The 23,529-nt window shown below is 75.6% G+C and carries 22 protein-coding genes; 15 read left to right on the forward strand and 7 right to left on the reverse strand.

Features of this window, described 5'->3' with window-relative positions:
* Positions 1 to 8: 8 nt before the first annotated feature.
* Both ACFY4B_RS19800 and ACFY4B_RS19805 read right to left on the reverse strand, forming a co-directional pair.
* Entirely contained in the window at positions 9 to 1,640 is a 1,632-nt protein-coding gene (locus ACFY4B_RS19800; protein ID WP_049659793.1) for a BCCT family transporter, read from the reverse strand.
* 134 nt (positions 1,641 to 1,774) lie between these two features.
* The gene (locus tag ACFY4B_RS19805; protein WP_063780401.1) at positions 1,775 to 2,206 is read right to left on the reverse strand and encodes a MerR family transcriptional regulator; all 432 of its coding nucleotides are present in this window, start codon (positions 2,204 to 2,206) and stop codon (positions 1,775 to 1,777) included.
* A gap of 719 nt (positions 2,207 to 2,925) precedes the next feature.
* Here ACFY4B_RS19805 and ACFY4B_RS19810 point away from each other — a divergent pair.
* Entirely contained in the window at positions 2,926 to 4,356 is a 1,431-nt protein-coding gene (locus ACFY4B_RS19810; protein WP_387969362.1) for a sulfite oxidase, read from the forward strand.
* 62 nt (positions 4,357 to 4,418) lie between these two features.
* Here the strand turns inward: ACFY4B_RS19810 and ACFY4B_RS19815 are convergent, their stop codons facing one another.
* Both ACFY4B_RS19815 and ACFY4B_RS19820 read right to left on the reverse strand, forming a co-directional pair.
* Positions 4,419 to 5,069, reverse strand: coding sequence for a TetR/AcrR family transcriptional regulator (locus ACFY4B_RS19815; RefSeq protein WP_063780393.1), 651 nt, complete (start codon positions 5,067 to 5,069; stop codon positions 4,419 to 4,421).
* A gap of 112 nt (positions 5,070 to 5,181) precedes the next feature.
* Positions 5,182 to 6,090, reverse strand: coding sequence for an acyl-CoA thioesterase (locus ACFY4B_RS19820; RefSeq protein ID WP_387969364.1), 909 nt, complete (start codon positions 6,088 to 6,090; stop codon positions 5,182 to 5,184).
* Positions 6,091 to 6,297: 207 nt separating this feature from the next.
* Between ACFY4B_RS19820 and ACFY4B_RS19825 the strand changes: the two genes are divergently transcribed.
* The gene (locus ACFY4B_RS19825) at positions 6,298 to 7,683 is read left to right on the forward strand and encodes an SWIM zinc finger family protein (protein WP_387969366.1); all 1,386 of its coding nucleotides are present in this window, start codon (positions 6,298 to 6,300) and stop codon (positions 7,681 to 7,683) included.
* Entirely contained in the window at positions 7,680 to 10,400 is a 2,721-nt protein-coding gene (locus ACFY4B_RS19830; RefSeq protein WP_387969369.1) for a DUF6493 family protein, read from the forward strand. The genes ACFY4B_RS19825 and ACFY4B_RS19830 overlap by 4 nt, the downstream gene beginning before the upstream one ends.
* A 98-nt stretch (positions 10,401 to 10,498) precedes the next feature.
* Here the strand turns inward: ACFY4B_RS19830 and ACFY4B_RS19835 are convergent, their stop codons facing one another.
* From ACFY4B_RS19835 to ACFY4B_RS19845, 3 genes are all read right to left on the reverse strand, one after another.
* Positions 10,499 to 11,707 (reverse strand): MBL fold metallo-hydrolase, encoded by a 1,209-nt coding sequence (locus ACFY4B_RS19835; RefSeq protein ID WP_387969737.1) that lies wholly within the window; start codon positions 11,705 to 11,707, stop codon positions 10,499 to 10,501.
* A gap of 351 nt (positions 11,708 to 12,058) precedes the next feature.
* On the reverse strand, positions 12,059 to 12,511 hold the full coding sequence (locus tag ACFY4B_RS19840) for a MaoC family dehydratase (protein ID WP_387969371.1): 453 nt from the start codon (positions 12,509 to 12,511) through the stop codon (positions 12,059 to 12,061).
* 75 nt (positions 12,512 to 12,586) lie between these two features.
* Complete coding sequence (locus tag ACFY4B_RS19845) at positions 12,587 to 13,102, reverse strand: pyridoxamine 5'-phosphate oxidase family protein (protein ID WP_387969374.1); 516 nt, start codon at positions 13,100 to 13,102, stop codon at positions 12,587 to 12,589.
* A gap of 117 nt (positions 13,103 to 13,219) precedes the next feature.
* Here ACFY4B_RS19845 and ACFY4B_RS19850 point away from each other — a divergent pair, with 117 nt between their 5' ends.
* From ACFY4B_RS19850 to ACFY4B_RS19905, 12 genes are all read left to right on the forward strand, one after another.
* Positions 13,220 to 14,110 (forward strand): hypothetical protein, encoded by an 891-nt coding sequence (locus ACFY4B_RS19850; RefSeq protein WP_049658838.1) that lies wholly within the window; start codon positions 13,220 to 13,222, stop codon positions 14,108 to 14,110.
* Between the two features lie 137 nt (positions 14,111 to 14,247).
* Positions 14,248 to 14,871, forward strand: coding sequence for a hypothetical protein (locus tag ACFY4B_RS19855; RefSeq protein WP_147409328.1), 624 nt, complete (start codon positions 14,248 to 14,250; stop codon positions 14,869 to 14,871).
* A complete protein-coding gene (locus tag ACFY4B_RS19860) occupies positions 14,865 to 15,812 on the forward strand; it encodes a hypothetical protein (protein ID WP_049658834.1) in 948 nt (315 codons plus the stop codon). The genes ACFY4B_RS19855 and ACFY4B_RS19860 overlap by 7 nt, the downstream gene beginning before the upstream one ends.
* A 100-nt stretch (positions 15,813 to 15,912) precedes the next feature.
* Positions 15,913 to 16,764: an SAF domain-containing protein gene (locus ACFY4B_RS19865; RefSeq protein WP_117492594.1), complete on the forward strand. Its 852-nt coding sequence runs from the start codon at positions 15,913 to 15,915 to the stop codon at positions 16,762 to 16,764.
* The gene (locus ACFY4B_RS19870) at positions 16,764 to 18,188 is read left to right on the forward strand and encodes a hypothetical protein (protein ID WP_387969377.1); all 1,425 of its coding nucleotides are present in this window, start codon (positions 16,764 to 16,766) and stop codon (positions 18,186 to 18,188) included. Before ACFY4B_RS19865 ends, ACFY4B_RS19870 begins: the two co-directional genes overlap by 1 nt.
* Entirely contained in the window at positions 18,178 to 19,818 is a 1,641-nt protein-coding gene (locus tag ACFY4B_RS19875) for an ATPase, T2SS/T4P/T4SS family (protein ID WP_387969380.1), read from the forward strand. The genes ACFY4B_RS19870 and ACFY4B_RS19875 overlap by 11 nt, the downstream gene beginning before the upstream one ends.
* Positions 19,818 to 20,783: a type II secretion system F family protein gene (locus tag ACFY4B_RS19880; protein ID WP_387969382.1), complete on the forward strand. Its 966-nt coding sequence runs from the start codon at positions 19,818 to 19,820 to the stop codon at positions 20,781 to 20,783. Before ACFY4B_RS19875 ends, ACFY4B_RS19880 begins: the two co-directional genes overlap by 1 nt.
* Complete coding sequence (locus tag ACFY4B_RS19885) at positions 20,780 to 21,658, forward strand: type II secretion system F family protein (RefSeq protein WP_049658133.1); 879 nt, start codon at positions 20,780 to 20,782, stop codon at positions 21,656 to 21,658. Before ACFY4B_RS19880 ends, ACFY4B_RS19885 begins: the two co-directional genes overlap by 4 nt.
* Positions 21,659 to 21,717: 59 nt before the next feature.
* Positions 21,718 to 22,017: a hypothetical protein gene (locus ACFY4B_RS19890; protein ID WP_117492592.1), complete on the forward strand. Its 300-nt coding sequence runs from the start codon at positions 21,718 to 21,720 to the stop codon at positions 22,015 to 22,017.
* Between the two features lie 38 nt (positions 22,018 to 22,055).
* Positions 22,056 to 22,430 (forward strand): TadE/TadG family type IV pilus assembly protein, encoded by a 375-nt coding sequence (locus ACFY4B_RS19895; protein ID WP_234348625.1) that lies wholly within the window; start codon positions 22,056 to 22,058, stop codon positions 22,428 to 22,430.
* Between the two features lie 104 nt (positions 22,431 to 22,534).
* Entirely contained in the window at positions 22,535 to 22,912 is a 378-nt protein-coding gene (locus ACFY4B_RS19900) for a pilus assembly protein (protein WP_143204636.1), read from the forward strand.
* Positions 22,913 to 23,072: 160 nt separating this feature from the next.
* Positions 23,073 to 23,522, forward strand: coding sequence for a hypothetical protein (locus ACFY4B_RS19905; RefSeq protein WP_380664591.1), 450 nt, complete (start codon positions 23,073 to 23,075; stop codon positions 23,520 to 23,522).
* Positions 23,523 to 23,529: the final 7 nt, after the last annotated feature.

Consider the following 23,529-nt stretch of genomic DNA (forward strand, 5'->3'; position numbering starts at 1 on the left):
CGCGCAGGTCAGCGGCGTGTGCCCGACTCGCCGACGACCTCCCGGACGGCGTCCCGCAGGCCGTGCGGAGGGTGGAAGCGGGCGGGGGCGGCGGCCGGGTCCTCGCGGAGCTCCTTCACCAGCGAGACGCACAGCAGCAGCATCACGACCACGAACGGCAGCGCGACCAGGATCGTCGCGTTCTGGAGCGCGGTGAGCCCGCCGGCCAGCAGCAGGGCCGCCGCGACCCCGCCCATCAGCACGCCCCAGACCACCACCAGCCAGGTGCGCGGGTGCAGCGAGCCCCGGCTGGAGAGCGAGCCCAGCACCAGCGAGGCCGAGTCGGCGCTGGTGATGAAGAAGGTCATCACCAGCAGCACCGCGACCACGCTGGTCACCGAGCCGAGTGGCAGCGCGCGCAGCATCTCGAACAGCGAGGCCTCCGGGCCCTGCGGGATGGTCGCGACCAGGTCGGCCGCGCCGGTGGTGGACAGCCGGATCGCGGTGCCGCCCATCACGCAGAACCAGATGACCGTCGCCCCGCTGGGCACCAGCAGCACGCCGAGCAGGAACTGCCGGATGGTGCGGCCGCGCGAGATCCGCGCGATGAAGGTGCCGACGAAGGGCGCCCAGGAGAGCCACCAGGCCCAGTAGAAGATCGTCCAGGAGCCGAGCCAGCTCTCGTCGGTGAAGGCGCCGGTCTGGGTGGACATCCCGAGCAGGTCGGAGAGGTAGCCGCCGACCGAGGAGGGGATCGCGTCCAGGGCGAAGACCGTCGGGCCGACCACGAAGACGAAGACCATGATCAGCGAGGCCAGCACGACGTTCGCCGTGGAGAGCCACTTCACGCCCTTGTGCACCCCGGAGAACGCGGAGACCACGAACGCGGCGGTCAGCGAGCCGATGATGATCAGCTGGGCGTTCTGGGTGTTGCGGACGGAGGTGATGTAGCCGAGCCCGTCGGCGACCTGGAGCGCGCCGAGGCCGAGGCTGGTCGCGGAGCCGAAGACGGTGGCGAACACGGCCAGCAGGTCGATCGTCCGCCCGGCCCAGCCGTCCGCGCCGCGCTGGCCGATCAGCGGGACGAAGGCGGCGGAGACCCGGTTGCCCCGGCCCTTGCGGAAGGTGGTGTAGGCGAGGGCCAGGCCGCCGACCGCGTAGATCGCCCACGGGTGCAGGGTCCAGTGGAAGAGCGAGAACTCCAGGGCCTGCTGGGCGGCGGCCGCGCTCTGCGGCTCCAGGCCGGAGCCCGGCTGCGGGGTGGCGAAGAGCTGGAGCGGCTCGCCGACGCCGTAGAACATCAGGCCGATGCCCATCCCGGCGCTGAACATCATGGCGATCCAGGCGAGGGTGGAGAACTCGGGCTCGTCGTCGTCGCGGCCGAGCCGGATCCGGCCGAAGCGGCTGAACGCGAGCAGCACGCTGAGCGCCAGGAAGACGTCGGCGGCCACCACGAACAGCCAGCCGAAGTTGTGCAGTACCCAGCCGAGCGCGGTGTCGGAGGTGCGGCCGAGCGAGTCCTCGGCGAAGACGCCCCAGGCGACCACCGCCAGGACCAGGACGGCGCCGATGCCGAACACCGCCCGGTCGGCCGGAAGGGTCGCGGCGGGTTCGTCGGGCTCCTCCACGGGCTGGTCGGACTGGGGCGGCTGGCTGCTCATCGGATGGACCCCTCGACATACTCGGCGTGCGTCGGCACGCTCGGATTCAAGCTGTATGTCGCACTATGTCCAGTCCGCTCCGTGAGCGGAGGGACGGCGCGCCGGGGAAGCGCGGGGTCGGGACCTACGTCCCGTCAGGCCGCCTGCTCCTCGCCGTAGTCGTGCCCGTCGTCGTGCCGGTGCCCGGGCCCGTGCTGCCGTCCGTGGTCGGGCCCGGAGTCGCGCGCGGTGGCGAGGTAGTGGGAGAGCGCCCGGCGGCTGCGGCTGAGGTCCTCGATCCGGGAGTCCAGGTCGGCGAGTTCGCCGCGCAGGATGGCGAGCAGCTCCGGGCAGGCCTCCAGGACGGGGACCGGACCGGTGGCGCAGGGCAGTAGCTCGGCGATCACCCGGGTGCTCAGACCGGCCGCGAGCAGGCTGCGGACCTGCCACACCCGGACGGTGTCCTCCTCGCCGTACTCGCGGTAGCCGGCCGCCGTGCGGTCCGGCCGGAGCAGGCCCTGTTCCTCGTAGTAGCGGAGCAGGCGGGTGGACACCCCGGTCAGGCGGGCGAGTTCTCCGATGCGCATGACCGGGCGAACGCCGCCGCCTGCCGGGGTGTTCCCCCGGGAGGCTCGGCTCGTGAGGAACTCCGGCAGTACGTCGCGCAGTTCGGGCGGCGCGCCGGCCACCGGCGGGCGCCCGCAGGGGAGTTCGGCCAGGCGCGCGCCGGGGATCAGCCCGGCCGGCGACCAGGGCGGGGACGCCTGTCGCGGCCGGTTCGGCGCGGACGTCGGTCCGGGCGGCGGGCCGGAACCGCTGCCGGAAGCCGTCCGGTGCCGGGGACTTGGGGTGTTCCCGCAGCGGGGGGAGCTCGTCCGGCCGGTCGGCCAGGTCGATGAACAGCTCGGAGAGCGTCCGCCACCGGGCCGGGCCCCGGCCATGCCGGCGAGCAGTGGCAGCGAGCGGACCCGCCCGGGGCGGCGGGTGGCGATCCGGACGGCGACGGCGGCGCCGAGCGGGTATCCGGCCAGATCGAAGGTGTCCGGGCGCCGGCCCCGGCCCCGTGGGCGAGCGGCGGTTCCGGGCCGGGACCCCGGAGGATCCGGGCGGGCGGGGTGGCTGACATGGGCTGCTCCGCTGCGGGGCGGGGTTTCGCCGACACAATGGGAACGGTAGGAGTCCACACCGGTGAGTAGGTCAGACCGGGGAGCGGAAGCCCGTCCAGGACGGCCCGCGGGCCCCGGCGGCGGCCGCGGTCGCGCGCGGCGCCGAAACCGACCACGCTGAAACGGAAGGAACGCCGTTCATGGACGACGAGGTCCGCACCCCGAACGAAGCAGTCCCGACACCGGCCGATCCGACGCCCGCCGACCGGAGGCAGACCGACCGGAGGCAGGCCGACCGGAGCAGGGCCGACCGGAGGCGGGCCGAGCCGACGCGGGCCGCCCGGGACGGCGCGCGTGCCGACGGCGTGGACCGCCGGACGCTGCTGCGGGCGGCCTCCGCCGCCGGGGCGCTCGCCGCGCCGGTCCCGGCCGCGCCCCTGGTCACCGCGGGCCGGGCGGCCGCCGAGGAGGTGTCCGGGCCGGCGCCCGGGGCGGTGTCCGGCGGCTCGTCCGGGCCCGTGCCCGGGATCGTCAAACCGCTGCCCGCCGAGTGGTTCGTGCCGCACGGCACCAACGCGGAGACGCGCTGGGACACCTTCCGCGGCGCCGACGGCGGCGCCGCCATCGGCCGCCACGTGCCGGTGGAGCGGTTCTTCGTCCGCAACCACACCAGCACCCCGCTGATCGACCCGGACACCTGGAGCCTCAGGCTCTTCGGCAGCGGCCTGCGCGGCGCCCCGACGGCCGGGCGCCCGGTCGAGTTCGGCCTGGACGACCTGCGGGAGCTGCCGTCCACCCGGATCAGCGCGCTGATCGAGTGCGCCGGCAACGGCCGCAGCTACTACTCCGGCCAGCAGGGCCAGCCCGTCCCGGGCACGCCGTGGACGCTCGGCGGCGTCGGCTCGGCGAGCTGGCGGGGCGTCCGGCTGGCCGAGGTGCTGCGGGCCGCCGGGCTGACCGGGGCGGCGGTGGACGTGCTGCCCACCGGCCTGGACCCGGACTTCGTCGCGGGCGGCACCAACTACGGCCCGGTGCGCCGCCCGCTGCCGATCGCCAAGGCGCTGGACGACGTGCTGCTCGCGTACGAGATGAACGGCGAGCCGCTGACCCCGGACCACGGCGCCCCGGCCCGGCTGGTGGTGCCCGGCTGGGTGGGCATCGCCTCGATCAAGTGGGTGGGCAGCGTGGAGGTCGCCGACCACCCGCTGTACTCGCCGTGGAACACCGACTTCTACCGGATGTTCGGCCCGGACTACCCGCCCGGCGGGGGCGACCCGCTCACCGTCCAGGTGGTCAAGAGCGCCTTCGAGCTGGCCGCGGGAGCGCGGCTGGCGGCGGACCGCGAGCACCGGCTGCACGGGCGCTCGTGGTCCGGCGTGGCGGCGGTGCGCCGGGTCGAGGTCAGCACGGACGGCGGCCGGACCTGGCGGCGCGCCGAGCTGCGCGACGAGCCGCGGGCCGAGGGCTGGACGCGCTGGAGCTTCGACTGGCGCCCCGGGCGGCCCAGCCCGTACGAGCTGCGCGCCCGCGCGACGGACCGCCGGGGGAACACCCAGCCCGAGCGTGCGCTGTTCAACCGGGAGGGCTACCTGTTCGGTGCCGTGGTGGCCCACCCGGTGACGGCGGTCTGAGCCGAGCGCCGGTCCGAGCCCCGCCACGGACCTCGCCGCCGGGGCTCGTGGCGTGGCGCGGCTCAGCCGGTGGACTGGACCTCGTACGGGGCCGGGTAGCGCGTCTCGTACGGGGTCAGCACCAGCCGCACCACGTCCTCCAGGCGCCGCCGGGCGTCCCCGAGGGTGGTGCGGCCGGTCACCCAGGCGGTCAGCTCGCCCTGCCAGGCGTGGGCCACGATGTGCCGCACCAGGTCGCTCGCGGCGGCCGGCACCTCGGCCGTCACCGCTTGCAGGGCGGTGCTGTCGGCCCGGGCCATGCCCTGCAGGGCCTCGCTGGCGAAGGGGTCGGTGGAGGCGGCCACGGCCACCCGTAGCCGGGCGAGTTCGGGCTGCCGCTGGTAGGCCCGCATCCCGCCCCGGACGAACCGGACGGCCCGGTCGGTGGCCCCGAGCCCGGCCCTCGGTCCGCGCAGCTCGGCCACCAGGTCGGCCAGCAGCAGGCGGTGCCATTCGGCGATCGCCGCAGCCAGGAGGTGGTCCTTGGAGGAGAAGTAGCGGTACGCCGTCCCCAGGGCGACTCCGGACCGCTCGCAGACTTGTTTCATCTGCATACGCTCGACGCCGATCTCGTTCACCAGGGCGAGCGCGGCCGCGATCAGGCTTTCGCGGCGTTCGAGCTGACGCGGAGACATCGCCTCCACCGGCCGTGGTGACAGGTCAACCTTGGTCACCCGCACCATGATACGGGCCGGGGCCGCTCAGGAGTATGACGCCGTCCGGCCCCCTTCCGTTCGTCCGGCGGTCACCGGGGTGCCGGAGGTGTGACGAGGGGGCCCTCGGGCGTCACGACGGGTCGCGGACCAGCGCCTCCTGGACGGCGGAGGCGACCAGCCGGCCGTCCAGGTCGTAGAACTCGCCGAGCGCCAGGCCCCGGCCGTCCGAGGAGGACGGGCTGCGCTGGGCGAACAGCAGCCACTCGTCGGCCCGGAAGGGGCGGTGGAACCACATCGCGTGGTCCAGCGAGGCCATCAGCAGCCGGGGCGGCTCGGTGCGCTGGAAGAAGTTCGACTGCACGTCCAGCCCGACGGTGGAGGCCAGGGTGAGGTCGGACAGGTAGGTGAGCGCGCCGGCGTGCAGCAGCGGGTCGCCGTCCGGCAGCGGGGAGGCGGTGCGCATCCAGACGAACTGCTGGAGCAGCCCGGGGACGGCCGGCGGCAGCCCCGGGGTGTCCGCCGGGACGAACCGCAGGTCGAGGTCGCGGAAGCCGCCGGACGCGGCGAAGCCCCGGCGGACCTCCTCGGGCAGGAGGGCGACGGCGTTCGGCAGCGACTCCGGGTGCGGCAGCGGCGGGATCCGGCGCTGGCGGTCGGCGGCCGGCTCGGGGTGCTTGAAGGAGACCGAGAGGGTGAAGATCTCGTTCCCCCGCTGGAGCGCCGTCACCCGGCGGGTGGTGTACGAGAGGCCCTCGCGGACCCGCTCGACCAGGTAGTCGATCGGGTGGCCCGGGGTGCCCGGCAGCAGGAAGTAGCCGTGCAGCGAGTGCACCGGGCGCTCGTCCTCGCAGGTGCGCCCGGCGGCGACGAGCGCCTGTGCGGCGACATGGCCGCCGAAGGCGCGCATCGGGGCGCCGGCGTGGCAGCAGCCCCGGAACGTGTTCTCGTCCAGCCGCTCGATCTCCAGCAGCTCGGCGAACGGGGCGGCCGGCACGGCGCGCCGTTCGGCCCGGACGTGCGGTTCGGTGAGGTCGGTCACGAGGCCATAGTGGCAGAAGCCAACCGTGTGGTGGTGTGACCTGGGTAACGCCGTCCGCGGGCTCGCCTGATGACATAGAACACGTTCCAGTCCGATCCCCGGTTCCGGCCCCGCGCCCGGCCGGGGCGGGGCCCTCCTGGCGCCCTCGCGAGGCCGCCCCGCGGTCGTCCCGACGGATTGTCAGTGCCCTCACCTAGCGTGCTCGGCATGACGCAATCCGCACACGCGTACGCCTATCTGCGCCCGTCGGCCGTCCTGGACGGCGCCGACGGCCGGCACCTCGACCTGGCCACCTCCGGCGGCGCCACCCCGCTCGGCGCCGCCGCCAACCCGCGCTTCTTCGCGGGCTTCCTGGCCGATCCGGCGCCGGCCGCCGCCGCGCTGCTCGCGGTCGCGGACGTCGCCGCCGCGCGCTACTACCAGCCGCGGCTGCGCGCCTCGCTCGACCCGGTGGTCACCGCCAACGGGGACCGGCTGCGCTTCGAGTCCTTTTCGGGCTGCTGCGGCGTCTACGCCCGGCTCGACGTGCTCGGGGCCGGGCTCGACGGGGACGAGATCGGCCACGGCACCACCAACGTGGACGTCAACAACCCGCTGCGCGAGGCGCTGACCAGGATCGGCCCGGCCGACCCGCTGCACCTCGCGGTCGGGCCGGACGCGCTGGAGGTCACCACCTTCGACGGCCCGCTGGTCGAGAAGAAGGTGCCGCTGCCGGAGCGCTGGCTGCGCGGCTTCGCCGAGACCCAGGTGGTCGCCGCCGGTTTCGAACCGCGCGCCGAGCTGCCCGCCGCCGAGGCGGTGCGGTTCCTGCGCTCGCTGCCGCGCGGCGGGCGGGCCGGCGTCGGCTGGGTCGTCCCGGCCGGGAGGACGCTGCGGCCGACCACCCGGCCGGTGCCCGGCGCGGTCTGCCTGCCCGGGCCCGACCGGCTGGTGGCGCTCCAGCGGGTGCTGCGGCACGCGCTCGCCCTGCGGGTCTACGGGCCGGTCGCGGCCGGGGAGCCGACCGCCTCCGCCTGGGAGGCGGTGCTGCCCGGCATGCGGCTGACCCTGACGCTGTCGCCCAACGCCGCCCGGGGCTTCTCCGGCGAGGGCGGGGTGCTCGACGCGCTCGCCACCGGCACGGCCGAACGGGACGCCGAGCTGATCGCGGTGCTGCTCGCCTGGGAGCCCCGGATCGAGGTCGGGGACCTCGCCGCCCAGTCCGGGCTGAGCCCCGAGCGGGTCCGCGCCGCGCTCACCCGGCTGGGCACCGCCGGGCAGATCGGCTACGACACCGCCGAGGCCGCGTACTTCCACCGGCAGCTCCCGTACGACGCCGGGCGGGCCGAGGCGGCCAACCCCCGGCTGCGGGCCGCCCGGGCACTGGTCGAGGCGGGCGCCGTGCGGCTGGAGGAGGGCGGGGCGACGGCCGTCGTCACGGTGGACGAGCACATCCAGCGGGTGCGGACGGACGAGTCGGGGCGGCTGAGCTGCACCTGCCTGTGGTGGGGCAAGTACCGGGGCGGACGCGGGCCGTGCAAGCACGCGCTCGCGGTCGGCATGGTGCGGGAGACGGCCGCCGGGGCGGCGGGGACGAAGGGGGCCGGAGCGTGAGCACGGTGGAGGGGGCCGACCGGCAGGGGCCGGTCGACGAGCTGCTGACGGCCGTCCGGTCCGGGCGGCTGGCACGGATACCGGAGCTGCTGGCCGGGCTGGACGCGGCCCAGCGGCGGGCCGCCCTGACCGCGCTCAAGGCGCTGCGCAAGGAGCTGCGCCAGGAGTGGTCCCGGGAGGCGACCGAGACCAGGGGCCGCCTGCTGGTGGCCGGGGCCGGCTGCCACTCCGGCCCGGCCGCCGCCGCCACCTGGCTGGCCGGCAGCGACTTCGGCGTCCGTGACTGGGCCCGGAACTCCGTGCTGCACCAGGTCGTCGAGGCGCAGCCGGTGGAGTGGCAGGTCGAGGTGGTCGCCCGGCTCGCCGTCCGGCCGGTGCGCAACCAGGGCTGGTCGATGTACCCGGTGATGGAGGCCGTGGTCCGGCGCACCGGCTGCGAGGTGCCGCGCGGCGAGACCTTCGTCCGGGGCTGGACGGACCGCGTGAGCGACTTCGGCAGCCGCGGCGCGCGTCCCACGCTGGCCGAGAAGCTGCGCCAGGACGCCTTCACCCCGGTGCTGCTGCCCGAGCTGCTCGAACTCGCGGACATCGGCTGGCAGCTGACGCACCGGCACAGCCCGCGCCCCGGCGACGTCTGGACCGAGGCGATCGGCGAACTGGCCGCGGCCGGCCTGGTCGACCGGGCCGAGCTGCTCGACCGCTGCCTGGCCCGGCTGCTGCGCGGCGGCAAGCCGGCCGACCAGCGGGCCCTCCTGGAGGTGCTGCGGGCGCTCGGCCCGACACCGGCCGAGTACGCGGCCCGGGTGCGCGACCTGGTGGCGCTGCTGGACGGCCAGTCGGTGCTCGCCGGGCACGCCCAGGAGGTGCTCGCCGGGCTGGACGAGGCCGGCCTGATCGAGCCCGAGGTGCTCGCCGAGGCCTCGGCGGTGGTGCTGTTCCGGACCGAGAAGAAGCTGGTCCGCGCCCAGCTGGCCTGGCTGGACAAGGCCGCCCGGCGCGCGCCCGGGCGCTCCGGCCCGGTGGTGCTGGCCGCGGCCGAGGTCTTCGGGCACCCCGACGCGGCCCTCCAGGAACGGGCGCTGAACGTGGTGGCCCGGCACCTGAAGGCGGCGGGGGAGGCGGTGGTGGCGGAGCTGCGGACCGCCGCCGAGGGGCTGAACCCGGCCCACCACCAGCGCGCGGGCGACCTGCTCGGCGCGCCGGTCGGCGGCGACGGGGACGACCCGGACACCGGGTGGAACGCCTTCCTCCCGCCGGCCCCCGAACCGCGCCCGCTCGGCGCCCCGATCGGCTCGGCGGTGGAACTCGCGGAGGAGCTGTCCGCCCTGCTCGCCTCGGAGGAGCCCGCCGTGGCGGACTTCGAGCGGGTGCTGGACGGGCTGGTCCGGCTCACCCGCCTGGACCGGAAGGCGCTGGCCGAGGCGGTGGAGCCGGTCCGCCGGGTGCACCCGTGGCGCGGCACCAACAGCGTGGGCGACTGCACGCCCCGGGAGATCCTCTACGTGGTGGCCGCGGTGGCCGGGGAGACGCCGCCGTGGAAGGTCTGGGACTACCTCGGCCGCAAGGGCCGCTCCGTGCTGCGCGGGGCGCACACCACCGTGCACGGGGCCGTCCTCGCCGCCCGCCTGGAGGAGGCCGCCTGGCAGGTCCACCACGCCGGGCTGCCGTACCTGCTCGCCACCCCGACCGACGCCACCGGCGCACTGGACGCGGCCGAACTGGTCGAGCGGCTCGCCGGGTACGAGGCGGCGGGCGTCAAGCCGGGGAAGGCCGACCTGTCCCAGGCCCTGCTGCGGGTCGACGTGCGGGCCCAGGAGGCGGTGCTGAAGGCCGCCGGGGCGCTCACCTCCCCGGCGGGGCGGTGGCTGGCGCACTGGCTGCGCACCGGCGGCCTGCCCGGGCAGCCCTCCGAGCGGGTGGTGTTCGCGCCCGGCAAGGGGGTGCGGCACACCAACGTGCACGGGGACCGCTGGTGGGAGGAGGTCGAGCGGATCGCCGTCGCCCAGCCGGGCATCGGCGCCGGACCGAAGGGGCCGGGCGGCGAGCGGCTCCCGGCCGAGCCGCGGGCCCTGCTGGACGGCACCGAGCCCAGCGTCGCCCGGGCCCGTACGGTGTACGGCTGGACGTGGCGGCCCGTCGCGCACTGGTTCGCGATGCTCCCCTGGCACCGGGAGGAGCTGGCCGCGCGCTGGCTCGACCCCTTCGCCGGGGGCGCCGACCAGGACGAGCGCGGCGCCGCCCGCTACCTCCCGCTGCTCGCCGAGGCCGGCGGCCCGGCCGGGCTCGCGCTGCACCTCGCGCTGGCGTACGGCCTGGGCTCCCGGCACGCCGAGGACCGGACGGCGGCGGTGGACGCCCTGCTGGTGCTCGCCGCGCGCGGCGAGCTGGACGGCGCGCTGCTCGGCCGCGAGCTCGGCGCCCTGGTGGCCTGCGGCACGGTGATGGCCGGCCGGCTGGGGGCGGCGCTCACCACGGCGGCGGAGACCGGTGCCCGGGCGACGGTCTGGTCGGTGCTCAGGGCGGCCCTGCCGGCCTTGCTGGGCGAGGCCGACCAGTCGGCGCGCGGGCTGGGCGACCTGATCGCGCTGGCCGCCGACTGCGCCCGGCGCACCGGGGCCCGCGGGCCGGTCGCCGAGGTGACGGCGGCGGCCGAACGCGGAGGCTCGGGCCGGGTGGTCAAGGAGGCCCGGGCGCTGCGGGACGTCCTCGCGGGCTGAGGGGGCGGCGCGGGCCGGGTGGCGGCTTGCGGCTGACAGCTCTCAGTCGACGGTTTTCGGCGAACAGCTTTCAGCGAACAACTTTCAGAAGACAACTTTCAGCGAACAGATTTTGAAATCTGTTCGCTGAAAGTCGTCGCCTGTTCGCGCGCCCCGGCCGCCCCCGGGCCGGCCACCGCCTCCTCCGGCCGCTCGCCGACCAGCGGCGGGACGCCGTGCGGGCCGGCGGCGACGGCGCGCCACCACAGCCGCAGGGCGGGCGGGGCGGCCGGTTCGAAGGGCTTGCCGGGGCGGGGCACCGCGAGCCGGGCGCCGAGCGTCTGGGCGGCGGTGACCACCCGCTCGGCGGGCTCCTCCCAGGGGTGCGGTGCGAGGTTGAAGGTGCACCAGTGGATCGGCAGCAGCAGCTCGCCGCCCAGGTCCAGGTGCGCCCGCACGCCCTCCTCGGGGGTCATGTGCACCTCGGGCCAGAAGTCGCTGTACGCGCCGACCTGCATCATCGTCGCGTCGAACGGGCCGAGCCGGCGGCCGATCTCGGCGAAGCCGGGGAAGTAGCCGGTGTCCCCGCTGTGGAAGATCCGCCGTCCGCCGCCGGCCACCACCCAGGATGCCCACAGGAACAGCGTGCTGGTGCGCGGCCCGCGGCTGCAGTAGTGGCGGGCCGGGGTGGCGGTCAGGGTCAGCCCGGCGACCTCGGCCGACTCCCACCAGTCCAGTTCGACGATCCGCTCGGCCGGTACGCCCCAGTGCTCCAGGTGCGCCCCGACCCCGAGCGGGACGGCGAACGCCGCGCCCGTCCCGATCAGCGCCCGGACGGTGCCCATGTCGAGGTGGTCGTAGTGGTCGTGGGAGATCACGACCACGTCCACCGGCCCGAGTTCGGACAGCGGCAGCGGCACCGGGTGCAGCCGCTTGGGGCCGGTCCAGGAGAAGGGGGAGCAGCGCTCTCCCCAGACCGGGTCGAGCAGCACCCGCCGTCCGTCGATCTCGGCCAGGACCGTGGCGTGCCCCAGCCAGGTCAGCCGCAGCCCGGACCGGGGCGGCGCGGCCAGGTCGACGGGGAGCAGCCGGTGCACCGGGACGGCGGCGGTCGGCGTCCGGCGGGTCTTGTCCCCGGTCAGCTGGGCCCGGGGGATCTCCAGCGGGCTGCGCTCGTACACCAGGCGGCGGGTCGGCACCGGGTTGCGGAAGGCGCCGTCGGCGAAGTGCGGGGAGCGGCGGATGCGGGCCAGCCGTTCGCCCCGGGGCTCGGCGCCGAAGGCGTCGGTCCGGATCCGGTGCCAGGCGGACCGGGGCAGTCCGGCCAGCCCGGGGGCGGCGCGCTCGGCCGCGGGGCCGGCGGACGGCGGGGCGAGCTGCGACGTCAGACCGGCGAGGCGGGAGAACCACGGGGCGGGGCGGGGCACGGCTCCTCCAGGGACGGTCACGGCTACCGGGCGTGCCGGGGCGCGCAGCACAGCGGCGGGTGGGGCTGCTGCGACACGACAACCATCTCGTCGGAGATTACTCGCCGTGGGCCGTCCGGACCTGGTGGAGAGCCCCGCGCGGTCCAATCGGCGTACCCGGGGAGGGCGGCCCGGGCCGGTGCCCGGGTTCGGCCCGGCGCGGGCCCGCGCCGAGTGGAGCGCGGGCCCGCGCGCCCGTCGGTCCGCCCTCCGTCAGGCGTAGAAGCGGGTGATCGTCTCCGCGACGCAGTGCGGCTTGGTGCTCTGCTCACTGGTCACGGTGAACCGCACCACCGCCTGGACCCCGCCAGGCACCTCGGTCGCCGAGAGCAGCTCGGCGGTGGCCCGGACCGCCGTGCCCACCGGCACCGGCGCGGGGAAGCGCACCTTGTCGGAGCCGTAGTTCAGCGCCATCCGCACGCCTTCGACGGCGTAGCACTCCTTCGCGAGCACCGGGATCATCGACTGGGTCAGGTAGCCGTGCGCGATGGTCGAGCCGAACTGGCTCTCCTTGGCCCGCTCCGGGTCCACGTGGATCCACTGGTGGTCACCGGTCGCCTCGGCGAACAGGTCGATCTGCCGCTGCTCGATGGTGTGCCACTGGCTGGTGCCCAGCTCGGTGCCGACGGCGGCGGTCAGCTCGGCGAGGGAGGCGAAGGTCGTCACGGTGCGCTCCTGGTGGGGGACGGACCCGGGGAGGGATCAGGACGCCGGAAGCGTATGCCTACCCATCGGTATCTGTCAGGAGCCGAGCGGGAAACCGGTGTTCACGGGGCCGGTCCTCACGGGCCCCGCGCTCGTCGGCCCCGCGCCCGTCGGCCGTCGCGCCTGGCGCCCCGGGGCGCCCGGTCCGGTCGGGAACAGCCGGCGGCCGCTCACCAGCTCCGGCACCAGCGCCACGAACAGCGGCTCCGGATCGCCCACCCACGGCCGCAGGCCGGAGCGCAGCACCCGCCGGACCTGCTCGGGGTCGCTCACCACGTCGGCCCGCCCGTGCACCAGTACGCTCCACCCGGTGCGGGTGACCGGGTCCAGCAGATCCGCCTGGAAGGCCACCACCGTGCCGTCCAGCCCGCGCGCGGTGGCACTTCCCCGGCGTACGGCGAGCACCAGCCGCCCGTCCAGGACCTCGAAGGAGACCGGCAGGACGGCCGGCAGCGCGTGCTCGGTGTACACCACGCGCCCGACGGGCACGGTGCTGAGCAGCCGCAGGCACTCGGCCTCGCTCAGGGTCTCCACACGGTCCTCACGCTCCATGCGTCCGATCGTCCTCGGTCGGTGCCCGCATCGATAGGGCCCATGGTCCCTGAGCGGACGGGCCGGGAGCCCCGTCGGCGGCCGTCCGGGGCGGTAGCCTGCCCGGCGGGTGGAGAAATGGTGCAGGAGGGGGACGGCCGGATGGCGGGCGGGGTCGATCTGGTGGTGATCGGGGCGGACGGCGGGCCCGACCGGGCCTTCGGGGGTGCGGCGCTCGCGCCGGACGGTGCCCGGCTGCTCGCCGAGGTGCTGCCCGGGATGTGCTTCGACACCGGCGCGGCCGGCTGCCGGGTCACCACGGTGCCGCCGGACGCGGACGCCAACGCGATGCTCACCGCCGTCCGGGACGCCGCCCTGCACCCCGGCCGCTGGCTGCTGGTCTGCCTGGTCGGCCAGCTGGTGGCCGATCCGCGGGGCCGCCGGCTCGCCCTGGTCACCGCCGGCAGCACCGCCGACAACGCCTACCGCCGGGGCCTGGCCTGGGACTGGGTGGTCAGCGCGATGGTGCACGGGGACCAGGAGGAGGCGCTGCTGCTGGTCGACGCGGCGGTCGACCGGGACGCCTGGGCGGCGCTGGAGCGCGGCGAGGACGGCGCGGGCGAACTGCTGAGCTACTCGCGGGTCCCGCTGTGGGGCCGGATCGGCCGCTACAGCCCGGGCAGCCGCTACGCCCCGGGCAGACGCGGCCGGGACGCCGTCCTGCCGGGCGGGGAGGGCTCGTTCAGCCGGGCCCTGACCACCGTCCTGCGCGAGGGCGTCCCGGGTGCCCCCGCGGCCGTCTCCCCGCTCGATCTCCAGCCGGCCGTGGCCGCGCTGACGGACGGCGGGGAACCGGCCGGTAGTTCGGGTGCGCCTGGCGCGCGCCTGCTCGTTCCGCCGCACGCCGGGCGGCTCCTGATGCGCAATCGGGCCGCGGTTCGGGGCGCATTGGCCGGATTGTCGCTTTCCGAAGAACTGTTGGCCGTTCTGTGGCGGGAAAGTGCCCCGACGGAACCGCCTTCCGCGTAAGGTCAGGGGGCCTGAGGTGTTGCCGTGATGGGGTGGGTTGGCGAAGAATCGATCCCCAGCGGAAACACCGGTGGGACGGCGGAATTCTCCTGGCGGCCGTGGATCACGGATCAGGTCGGTCGCAATGAGGTGGGGCCATGCGGCAGCGCGGAAATGTGTTGCGCCCTGGGGCGGTTGGGGTCGGTGGGGCGGTTCTGGTGTTGCTGCTCGGTGCTTGTGCGGGCGGTGGTGCGGGCGGTTCCGTCGATCGCATCGGGTCGGCCGCGCCCACCGTCGCGGGAGTGAACCCGCTAACTCCTTCGAGTGGTTCGGCAAACGATTCGATCGCGCCGACCAGCGGTCCGGAAGGGGCCATGGCACGGCTGGCTCTGAAGGCGTATCAGGACTGGTGGCAGGCCCAGGCCGAGGTGTTCGGGCGGTCGGATTCGGACGGTTACGGACTGGAGCAGTACTCCTCCGGTCGGGCGCTGTCCGACAGCCTGGTCAGCCTCCGGCAACTGCGCGACGCCAAAGTGGTGATGACCGGAACGCCGCGCAATTCCGCGGTGGTCAAGACCGTCGACCTGAAAGCCGATCCGCAGACCGCCGTGATCGAGGACTGCGTCGACCTGTCCGGCTGGCACCGCGTCGATGCCGTCACCGGGGCCGCCAAGGATCCCGGAGCACGCCTGAACCGGTACGTCGGAACCGCTTCCCTGCGCTGGTTCCAAGCACATTGGTTGATCTACGACTTCAAACGGGAGGTGGATCGGACATGCTGAACGCGCGGAAACCGGCCCGGCGAATCTCGGTCGTCGCGTCGATGTCGGCCGGGTTGCTGCTGTCCTCGGCGGTGGGTGCGACCGCGGACGAACCGCCGAGCGGCGGGGCCGAGCAGTGCTACCCGAACGTGATCTGCGTGGACGTCAATTCCGGGGGGACGACCACGACGCCCGGCGGATCGAAGCCCGGCGGTGGCGGCGGTTCGGGCACCGGCCCGCAGCTGTGCAGCTACCACGACGTCCCCTGGGCCTGCCACGACCCCCAGCTGGGCTGGTTCAGCAGCGACAAGGGCTGCTACTTCCGCCCGCTGGACAACCCGCCTGCCGCGGGCGACCCGGCCTGGGGCGGCCACGACCCGAAGGACGGATCGCTCTACACGAAGGTCTGCCCGCAGACCGACGGGGGCCTGGGCGGCGCCGAGGTCGTCTTCGAGCCCACCTCGCCGGACGGGCAGAACGTCAACGCGGAGGCCACGGCCATCCAGACCGCCTACGACCGGGTCCGCTTCCGGCCCCCGGTGGGCCGGGCCGCGCCCCAGAAAACGGCGGTGGTCAACGCCCCGGTCTGGCTCTGGGCGGACGATGCCGCGCTGCCCGCACCGGGCAACGCGTCGGTCGCGGGCATCTCGGTCACCGTCACGCCCCGGCTGGTGAAGGCGGACTGGAGCTTCGGCGACCACCTCCAGACCTCCTGCACCACGCCCGGCACGCCGTACGTCCCCGCGTACGGCGACGCGAAGTCCCCGGACTGCGGCTACGAGTTCAGGACCAGCTCGGCCCGTGAGAAGAACGGCGTCTTCAGCGCCACGGTGACGATGCACTGGGAGGCCGCCGTGGTGGTCACCGGCGGGCCGAACCCGCGGAAGTTCACCATCCCGGGCATCAACCAGAGCAGCAAGCCCTTCGAGCTCAAGGTCGCCGAGATGCAGGTGCTCAACTGAGCGCGCCGGCGCGGCGATCCGCGCACTGACCAGCCAGAAGAGCCAGACCGGCCGGACGAGCCGGACGAGCCAGAGACGAACGAGGGAAGGGCGGAACCCGGTGGAGAACCGTACGTTCGCGACGCCGGGATCCGGCACCTCCGCGGGCGCGGCGGCGTCCGTGGCACTCCCGGAGCAGCCGGAGCAGGGCGGCCCGGGCAAGGGCCGGGGGCTGCCGCACGCGCCCGGGCGGACCATGCGGGCGCGGCGGCGGCGCCCGGCGGTGCTGGCGATGGCGGTCGCGCTGATCGCGGCCGGCGGGCTGGGCGGGGCCGTCCTCTACAACAGCACCGGCCAGCGGGTCGCGGTGCTGGCGCTGGCCCGGGACGTGCCGTGGGGGCAGGTGATCACCGAGGACGACCTGGTGGTCGCCCGGATCGCGGGGGACCCGGCGCTGCACCCGCTGGCGGCCCAGGACCGGACGAAGGCCGTCGGCATGCGGGCCGCCACCGACCTCAAGCGCGGCGCGATGCTCACCGGGGCCGACCTCGCGCAGGGACTGTCGGTGCAGCCCGGGCAGATCGTGGTCGGGGTGTCGGCCAAGCGCAGCCAGCTGCCCGCCAGCCGGCTCCAGCCCGGCGTGCAGCTGGTCGTCGTCTTCACCCCCGACAACGGCCGGGCCGACTCGCTGCCCGCCACGGTGATCACCGTCGGCCGGGTGGACACCGACGGCAGCCAGGTGATCGACGTGGCGGTCGGCACCGCGGACGGGCCCCGGCTGGCGCAGTGGGTGGCGAGCGGGCGGATCCAGGTGCTGCTGGCGCCGCGCGGCGGGGCGGCGGGCGGCGCCGCGCCGAACCCGGCGCCGAGTGGTGCGCCCTCGGCTGCCCCCGCCCCCGCCGCTCCTACCCCCGGGGCGACCACGCCGGGTGCCGCCACGTCCGGGGGACCGGCCGCGACGGGCGGCGCCTGATGGCCGTGATCGCGGTGGTCGGCGGCCCGGGCGCACCGGGAGCCACCACCACCGCCCTGGCACTGCTGCTGTCCTGGCCGCTGCCGCCCGGTCGGCGGATCCTGCTGGTCGAGGCCGACCCGGACGGCGGCGCGGTGCTCGCCGGCGCCCTGGAGGGCCGGGTCGAGGCGGTGTACGGGCTGCGCAACCTGGCCGTCGCCGACCGGCGCGGGCTGCTCGCGCAGACCATCTGGGAGCAGCTGATCGACCTCTCGCCCGAGGGCAACGCCGAACGGCTGCTGCTGCCCGGGCTGACCGACCCCACCCAGGCGCCCGGCCTCGCCTACACCTGGGAGCCGCTCGCCGAACTGCTGCACGGCGTGGAACAGCAGGGCTACGACGTGATCGTGGACCTCGGCCGCTCCGGCGCCACCGGCCACAGCGCGGTGCTGGCCCGCCGCGCCGACGCGGTGGTGGCGACCGTGCGCACCACGCTGCGCGGGCTGAGCGCGGTCCGGCCCCGGCTCGCCGCCCTGACCGAGGACCTGGCCGCCGCCGGCACCGGCGCGGACGCGCTCGGGCTGCTGCTGGTCGCCGAGGGGCCGTACGCCCGGGCGGAGGTGACCCGGGAGCTCGGGCTGCCGGTGCTCGGGGTGCTGCCGCACGCCCCCCGGACGGCGAAGGTGCTCTCCGACGGCGGGGACACCACCGACCGGCGGTTCATCCGCTCGGAGCTGATGCGCACGGCGCGCTCGGCGGCGGACGAGGTGCAGCTGCTGGTCCGCCGCCGGCGCCAGCGGCTCGCGCCGGGCGCGGCGCCCGCCCAACTGACGGCGGGCGGCCCGGTGGCGGGCCCGGTCGCGGCGGCGGTGCCGACGCCGCCGGTCCCGGCCGCTCCGATGCCGGCGGCCCAGGCCCCGGCCCCGCCGATACCGACCCCGCCCGTGCCGATGGCGCCGCAGCCGTCGATGCCCGCGCCCGCGCCGGGCCCGTACGGGCAGTCGGCGTACGGTCCGGGCGGCCGGCCGGGGTACGGGCAGGGCGGTCACGGCCAGACCCCGTACGCGCCGGGCCCGCAGGCGCAGGGCCCGTACCCGCAGACCCCGCATGGGCAGGGACCGTACCCGCCGGGCCCGTACGGTGCGGCGGCCCACGGCCGCTCCGGGCCCGGCCGCTCCGGCTACGGGACGGCCGAGGGCGAGCAGCCCTCGTACGCCCCGCCGCAGCCCGCTCCGCCGGTGATCACCACCGGACCGGTGGCGCCGCTGGCCGGGCTGGCGCCGCAGCCGGCCGCGCCGGCGCCGTTCCCGGCGCACGTCCAGTCCGCCCCGTACGGCGATCCGGACGACCAGTACCCGCTCCAGCAGCCGTTTGTGACAGACAGTCAGGACAACGTGAACGGGCCGTACCCGCACGACCCCGGGGAGGTGCTCCGTGCGCGGTAGCCCCCTGCACCAGCGTCCCAGCGCCGATCCGGCCGCGCTGCCCTGGGCGGGGCCGGTGCCCGGGCCCGCGCCGGTGACCGGTCCGGTCGCCCCGGCGCACGGGTACCAGCCCGGCCCGGTCGCGCCCCAGCCCGGCCCGGCGCAGCCCGTCGCGCCGCAGCCCGTCCCGCCCGGTGCGGCCGCCGGGCCCACCGCGGTGCCCTCCCAGCTGCCCTCGCTGGACCTGCGAGGCTCCGCCACCCGGCCCGCCGTGGACCCACAGGTCGCCCGCGAGCTCAAGCGCCAGGTCGCGGCCGAACTGCACCAGCAGATCACCCGGTTGACGCTCTCCTCCGGCTCCGAGCCGGACCGCGCCACCCGCCGCCAGCGTGGCCGGGCGCTGATCGAGGAGGCCGTCGCCCGGTGGTCCGACGCGTACGCCCAGACCCACGGCATCCCGCCCACCCGGGACCAGGATCGCGCCCTCGCCGAGGCCGTCTTCGACCTGCTGTTCCGGGCCGGCCGGCTCCAGCCCTACCTGGACGACCCGGAGATCGAGAACATCCTGATCAACGGCTGCGACGACGTCTGGGTCTCCAAGGTGCACCAACCCCTGCGCCAGGTACCGCCGGTGGCCGACAGCGACGCCGAACTCGTCGAACTGCTCCAGGACCTGGCCCGCCAGCACGGCGGCGGCGAGCGCAGCCTGTCCACCGCCAGCCCGACCCTCGCGCTGCGCCTGGAGGGCGGCATGCGCCTCCAGGCGCTCACCGAGGTGACGCCCCGCCCGTACGTGGCGATCCGGCGCCACCGGGTGGCCTCCGCGACGCTCCCCGAGATGGTCGAACTCGGCACCCTGGACGCCACCTTGGCCGCCTTCCTGGCCGCCGCGATCCGGGCCCGGAAGAACGTGATGATCACCGGCACCCAGGGCGTCGGCAAGACCAGCCTGCTGCGCGCGATGGCCGCCGAGATCCCGCCGGACGAGCGGATCGGCACCCTGGAGTCGGAGTTCGAACTCTGGCTGCACACCCTCGGCCACCTGCGCCAGGTCGTCCCGATGGAGGCCCGCGAGGGCAACGGCGAGCGCGTCGAGGGGCGCCTGGCCGGGGAGTTGACCCTCGGCGACCTCATCCCGGCCGCGCTGCGGATGACGCTCTCGCGGATCATCGTCGGGGAGGTCCGCTCCGGCGAGGTCGTCCCGATGCTGCGGGTGATGACCAACGGCGAGGGCGGCTCGATGTGCACCCTGCACGCCCGCGGCCCGCACATGGTCGTCGACCGCATCGCCGAACTCTGCCTGGAGTACGGCTCGCACATGACCGACTCACTCGCCTACCGGCTCACCGCCAACGCCCTGGACCTCATCGTGCACGTCACCATGGTCGACGAGACCGCCGTCGGCGGCCGCCGGCACCGCTTCGTCTCCCACGTCCTGGAGGTCACCGGCCTCGGGGAGAGCGGCCGGCCCGCGCTGAACACCGTCTTCGGCCCCCGGCCGGACCTCGGCGAGCCGCGGGCCGTCCCGCACACCCCGCCGCAGTGCCTGGACGACCTGCGCCGGGCCGGCTTCGACGCCTCGCTGCTCGGCTCCCGGTACGGGAGTTGGGCCACCCCGCTGCAGCTGCGGATCGGCGGTGGCACCCGGTGATGCTGCTCTTCGCCCTGTGCGGGCTGGCGGTCGCGGGCGGCATGGTCGCCCTGGCGCTCTGGGCCCGCGGCAGCGAGCCCGTCGACGAGGACGAGGCCGAGCGGGCGGTCAACCCGCTGGCCGGCCGGCTCCACGTGTTCTGGTACGGCGCGCCCGGGACGGCCGGGCACCGGATGGTGCGGCTGCGCCGCGTCCAGCTGCCGCTGGCGCTCGCCGGCGCGCCGCTGGCCTGGCTGTTCAGCGGCATCCCGCTGACCGCGCTGCTGGTGCCGCTGGCCGTCTTCGGCCTGCCCTGGCTGTTCGACACCACCCGCCCGGACACCCACCGGATCGAGCGGCTGGAGGCGCTCTCCGAGTGGACCCAGCGGATCGCCGACGTGCTGCTGCTCGGGGTCGGCCTCAACCAGGCCATCGTCACCAGCCGGCGCACCGCCCCGGCCGCCCTGGAGGACGAGATCGGCGAGCTGGCCGCCCGGCTGCAGGCCCGCTGGCGGCCCGAGGAGGCGCTGCGCGCCTTCGCCGACAGCCTCGCCGACGCCACCGCCGACAAGGTGCTCGCCGCGCTCGTGCTGCGGGCCGGGGACAGCGGCCCAGGCCTGGCCCGCACGCTCTCCGACATGGCCGACTCGGTGCGCGAGGAGGTCCGCCAGCGCCGCGCCATCGAGGCCGACCGGGCCAAGCACCGGACCACCATCCGCTGGCTGGTCGGCATCATCGTGCTGGTCGTCACCGTCGGCTCCTTCAACACCGAGTACACCCGGCCGTACGGGACCCTCCTCGGCCAGGTGGTGCTCGCCGTGGTCGCCGCCCTGTTCGTGGCGATCATCGCCTGGATGCGGGCGCTGGCCTCCCACCCGCCGGTGCCCCGGCTGCTGACGCCCGACCGGCGCAGCAGGAGCGGACGGCGGACCAGCGCCGCGCCGACCGGGCCGGAGCCGGCCGAGCAGCTCGGGGAGGTCCGATGATCTCCCCCTGGTCCGTGCTGGCCGGCGCCGCCGCGGCCGGCGGCCTCGCCCTGCTGGTCGCCGAACTGCGGCCGGCGCCACCGGACCTGCGCCAGGCGCTGGACCGGCTGCACGCCACCCCCGCCGACCGCGAGCAGGACCCGGACGAGCGGCCCCGCTGGTACGACCGGATCGGCGAGCGGTCCGTCCACCTGCGCGGGGTCTCCGTCCCGCGTCGCGAGCTCGCCCTGATCGGCCGCACCCCGGCCCGGTTCATGGTGCACAAGCTGCTGTTCTCCGCGCTCGGCCTGCTGCTGCCCGCCTACCTGGGCGCGATGGCCGTGCTGATGGGCGTCGGCCTGCCGTTCGCCCTGCCGCTGGTCGCCGGGCCGCTGCTGGCCGGACTGCTCTGGTTCGTCCCGGACGCCGTCGTGCGCGGCGAGGCCAAGGAGGCGCGCACCGAGTACCTGCACGGCATCGCCGCCTACCTGGAGCTCGTCGCGATGGAGCGGGCCGCCGACTGCGGCCCCGCCGAGGCGCTGCGCCGGGCCGCCGCGGTCGGGCGGGGCGCGGTGTTCCGGCGGATCCGCGACGCGCTGGAGCGCGCGGCCACCGACCGGCTCCCGCCGTGGGCCGGACTCGACGCGCTGGCCGAGGAGTTGGGGCTCAGCCCGCTCCAGGACGTGGCCGACATCATGCGGCTGTCCGGCAACGACGGCGCCGCCGTGTACGACACCCTGCGGGCCCGGGCCAAGGGCCTGCGCGGGGAACTGCTCGCCGAGGACCTCGCCCGCGCGAACGCCGACAGCGAGCGGATGGTCGCGCCCGGGGCCGCCCTGACCCTGCTGATGACCGTCCTGATCGTCTTCCCCGCGCTGCACCAGATGCTCAACTGACAGCCGTCCCAGAGCAGTCGACACCACACCACACCGCCACGTCCCTCCGGAGAGACCCGATGACCGTACGACTCGTCCAACTGGCAGACCGGGTGCTGCGCCCCGTCCTGCTACCGGTCCAGTTCGCACTCCTGCTGTTCACCCTGCGGCTCGGCCGGCTGCGGGCCGCCCGCGCGCGCGGCGACCGCGGTGCGATCAGCATCGAACTCGCCCTCGCCATCATCGCGTTGGTCTTCGTCGCGGGTGCCGTGGCGACCGCGCTCTACCTGCTGAAGGACAAGGTCGTCAAGAAGGTCCAGCAGGACCCGAACATGCCGGGTGCGGGCGGAGCGGGCGGCGCGGGCGGCGCCACCCCGTGATGCGTGCCGCTCTCCGCCGCAGGGGCGACCGGGGGTCGATGAGCGTGAGTCTCGCCATCGTCTTCCCGGTCGTCCTGCTGCTCGTCCTGCTCGTCGTCCAGGCCGCGCTGTGGTGGTACGACCGGCAGGTCGCGCTCACGGCCGCCCGCGAGGGCGTGGACGCCGGACGGGTGCAGGGCAGCGCGACGGACGGCGAGAAGAACGAGGCCGCCCAGCGGCAGGCCCGCGACTTCCTCGACCGGCAGGGCGTGCACGGGTACACGGTGCGGACCGACGGCAGCACGGCGCAGACCATCCGGGTCACCGTGCGGCTGACCCCGCCGCTGCTGATACCCGGGCTCAAGGCGCCCGACATCACCCAGTTCGCCGAGGCGCCCCGCGAGCGCTTCGTACCGCCGGCGGTGACACCGTGACGGACGCGCTGCGGACACCGGGCCCACGGCGGCGGTGGTCGGGGCTCCGGTCGCGACCGCGCAGGCCGGACCGGGGCGGGATCGCGATCGAGGCGGCGATCGTCGTGCCGGGGGTGGTCGGGCTGGTCCTGCTGGCCGTCGCCGCCGGACGGGTGCAGACCACGGCCGGCACCGTGGAGGCCGCCGCCCGGGCCGGGGCCCGGACCGCCTCCCTGCAGCGCAGCGTGGACGGGATGGACCAGCCGGCCAGGGACTCCGCCCTCGCGACGCTGCGCCAGCAGGGCGTGTGGTGCCGCGACGGGGACGTGCGGGTCGGCAAGGGGGAGCTGAACCTGCCCGGCGGACCGGTCACGACCGTCACCGTCACGGTGGTCTGCGACGTGGAGCTGGCCGACCTGCTCGGCGGACCGTCCGGGATACCCGTGACGAAGCACCTCGTCGGCGAGTTCACCTCGGTGGTGGACCGTTACCGGGGCACATGACAGCGCGCGGCGCCGTCACCGGGAAGACAGGGGATTGGAGACGGCCCGTGCGGGGGAGACGCAAGCGGAGAGCGCTCGGGGGATGGCGGAACGGTACCGAGCGGCGCCCGGTGGGGGCCGGTGGGGAGAGCGTCGTGCGAAGTGGGGGGAGGGGACGGAAGTGGTGAGCCGTCTGCGGCGACGGCTGTCGGCGCGCCGGTCCGACCGGGGCGCGGTGGCCCTCTTCGTGGCGATCTGCGCGGCCTACGTCGTACTCGTCATCGCCCTGGTGATCGACGCCGGCGGCCGGCTGCGGGTCGCCGAGCGGACCGACGCCTACGCCCTGGAGGCCGCGCGGGTCGGCGGCCAGCAGCTCGACCGGGCGGCCGTCCTCCAGGGCAAGGGCTTCAAGGTCCAGGAGAAGTACGTGCGGGACGCCGCCGACGCCTACCTGGGCCTGTACGGCCTGCGGGCGGGCGGCATCGAGTTCTCCGGTGACGGCAAGGTCGTCACCGTCACCGTGCAGGCCGACTACCGCCCGGTCCTGCTGGGCGCCCTCGGGGAGCGGAAGGTTACGGGCAAGGGCAGTGCGACCCTCGTCCACGGAGTAGAGAAAGCGGAGACCGACTGATGGCCGC

The organism is Kitasatospora sp. NPDC001261 (genome assembly GCF_042896795.1).
Classification (GTDB): domain Bacteria; phylum Actinomycetota; class Actinomycetes; order Streptomycetales; family Streptomycetaceae; genus Kitasatospora.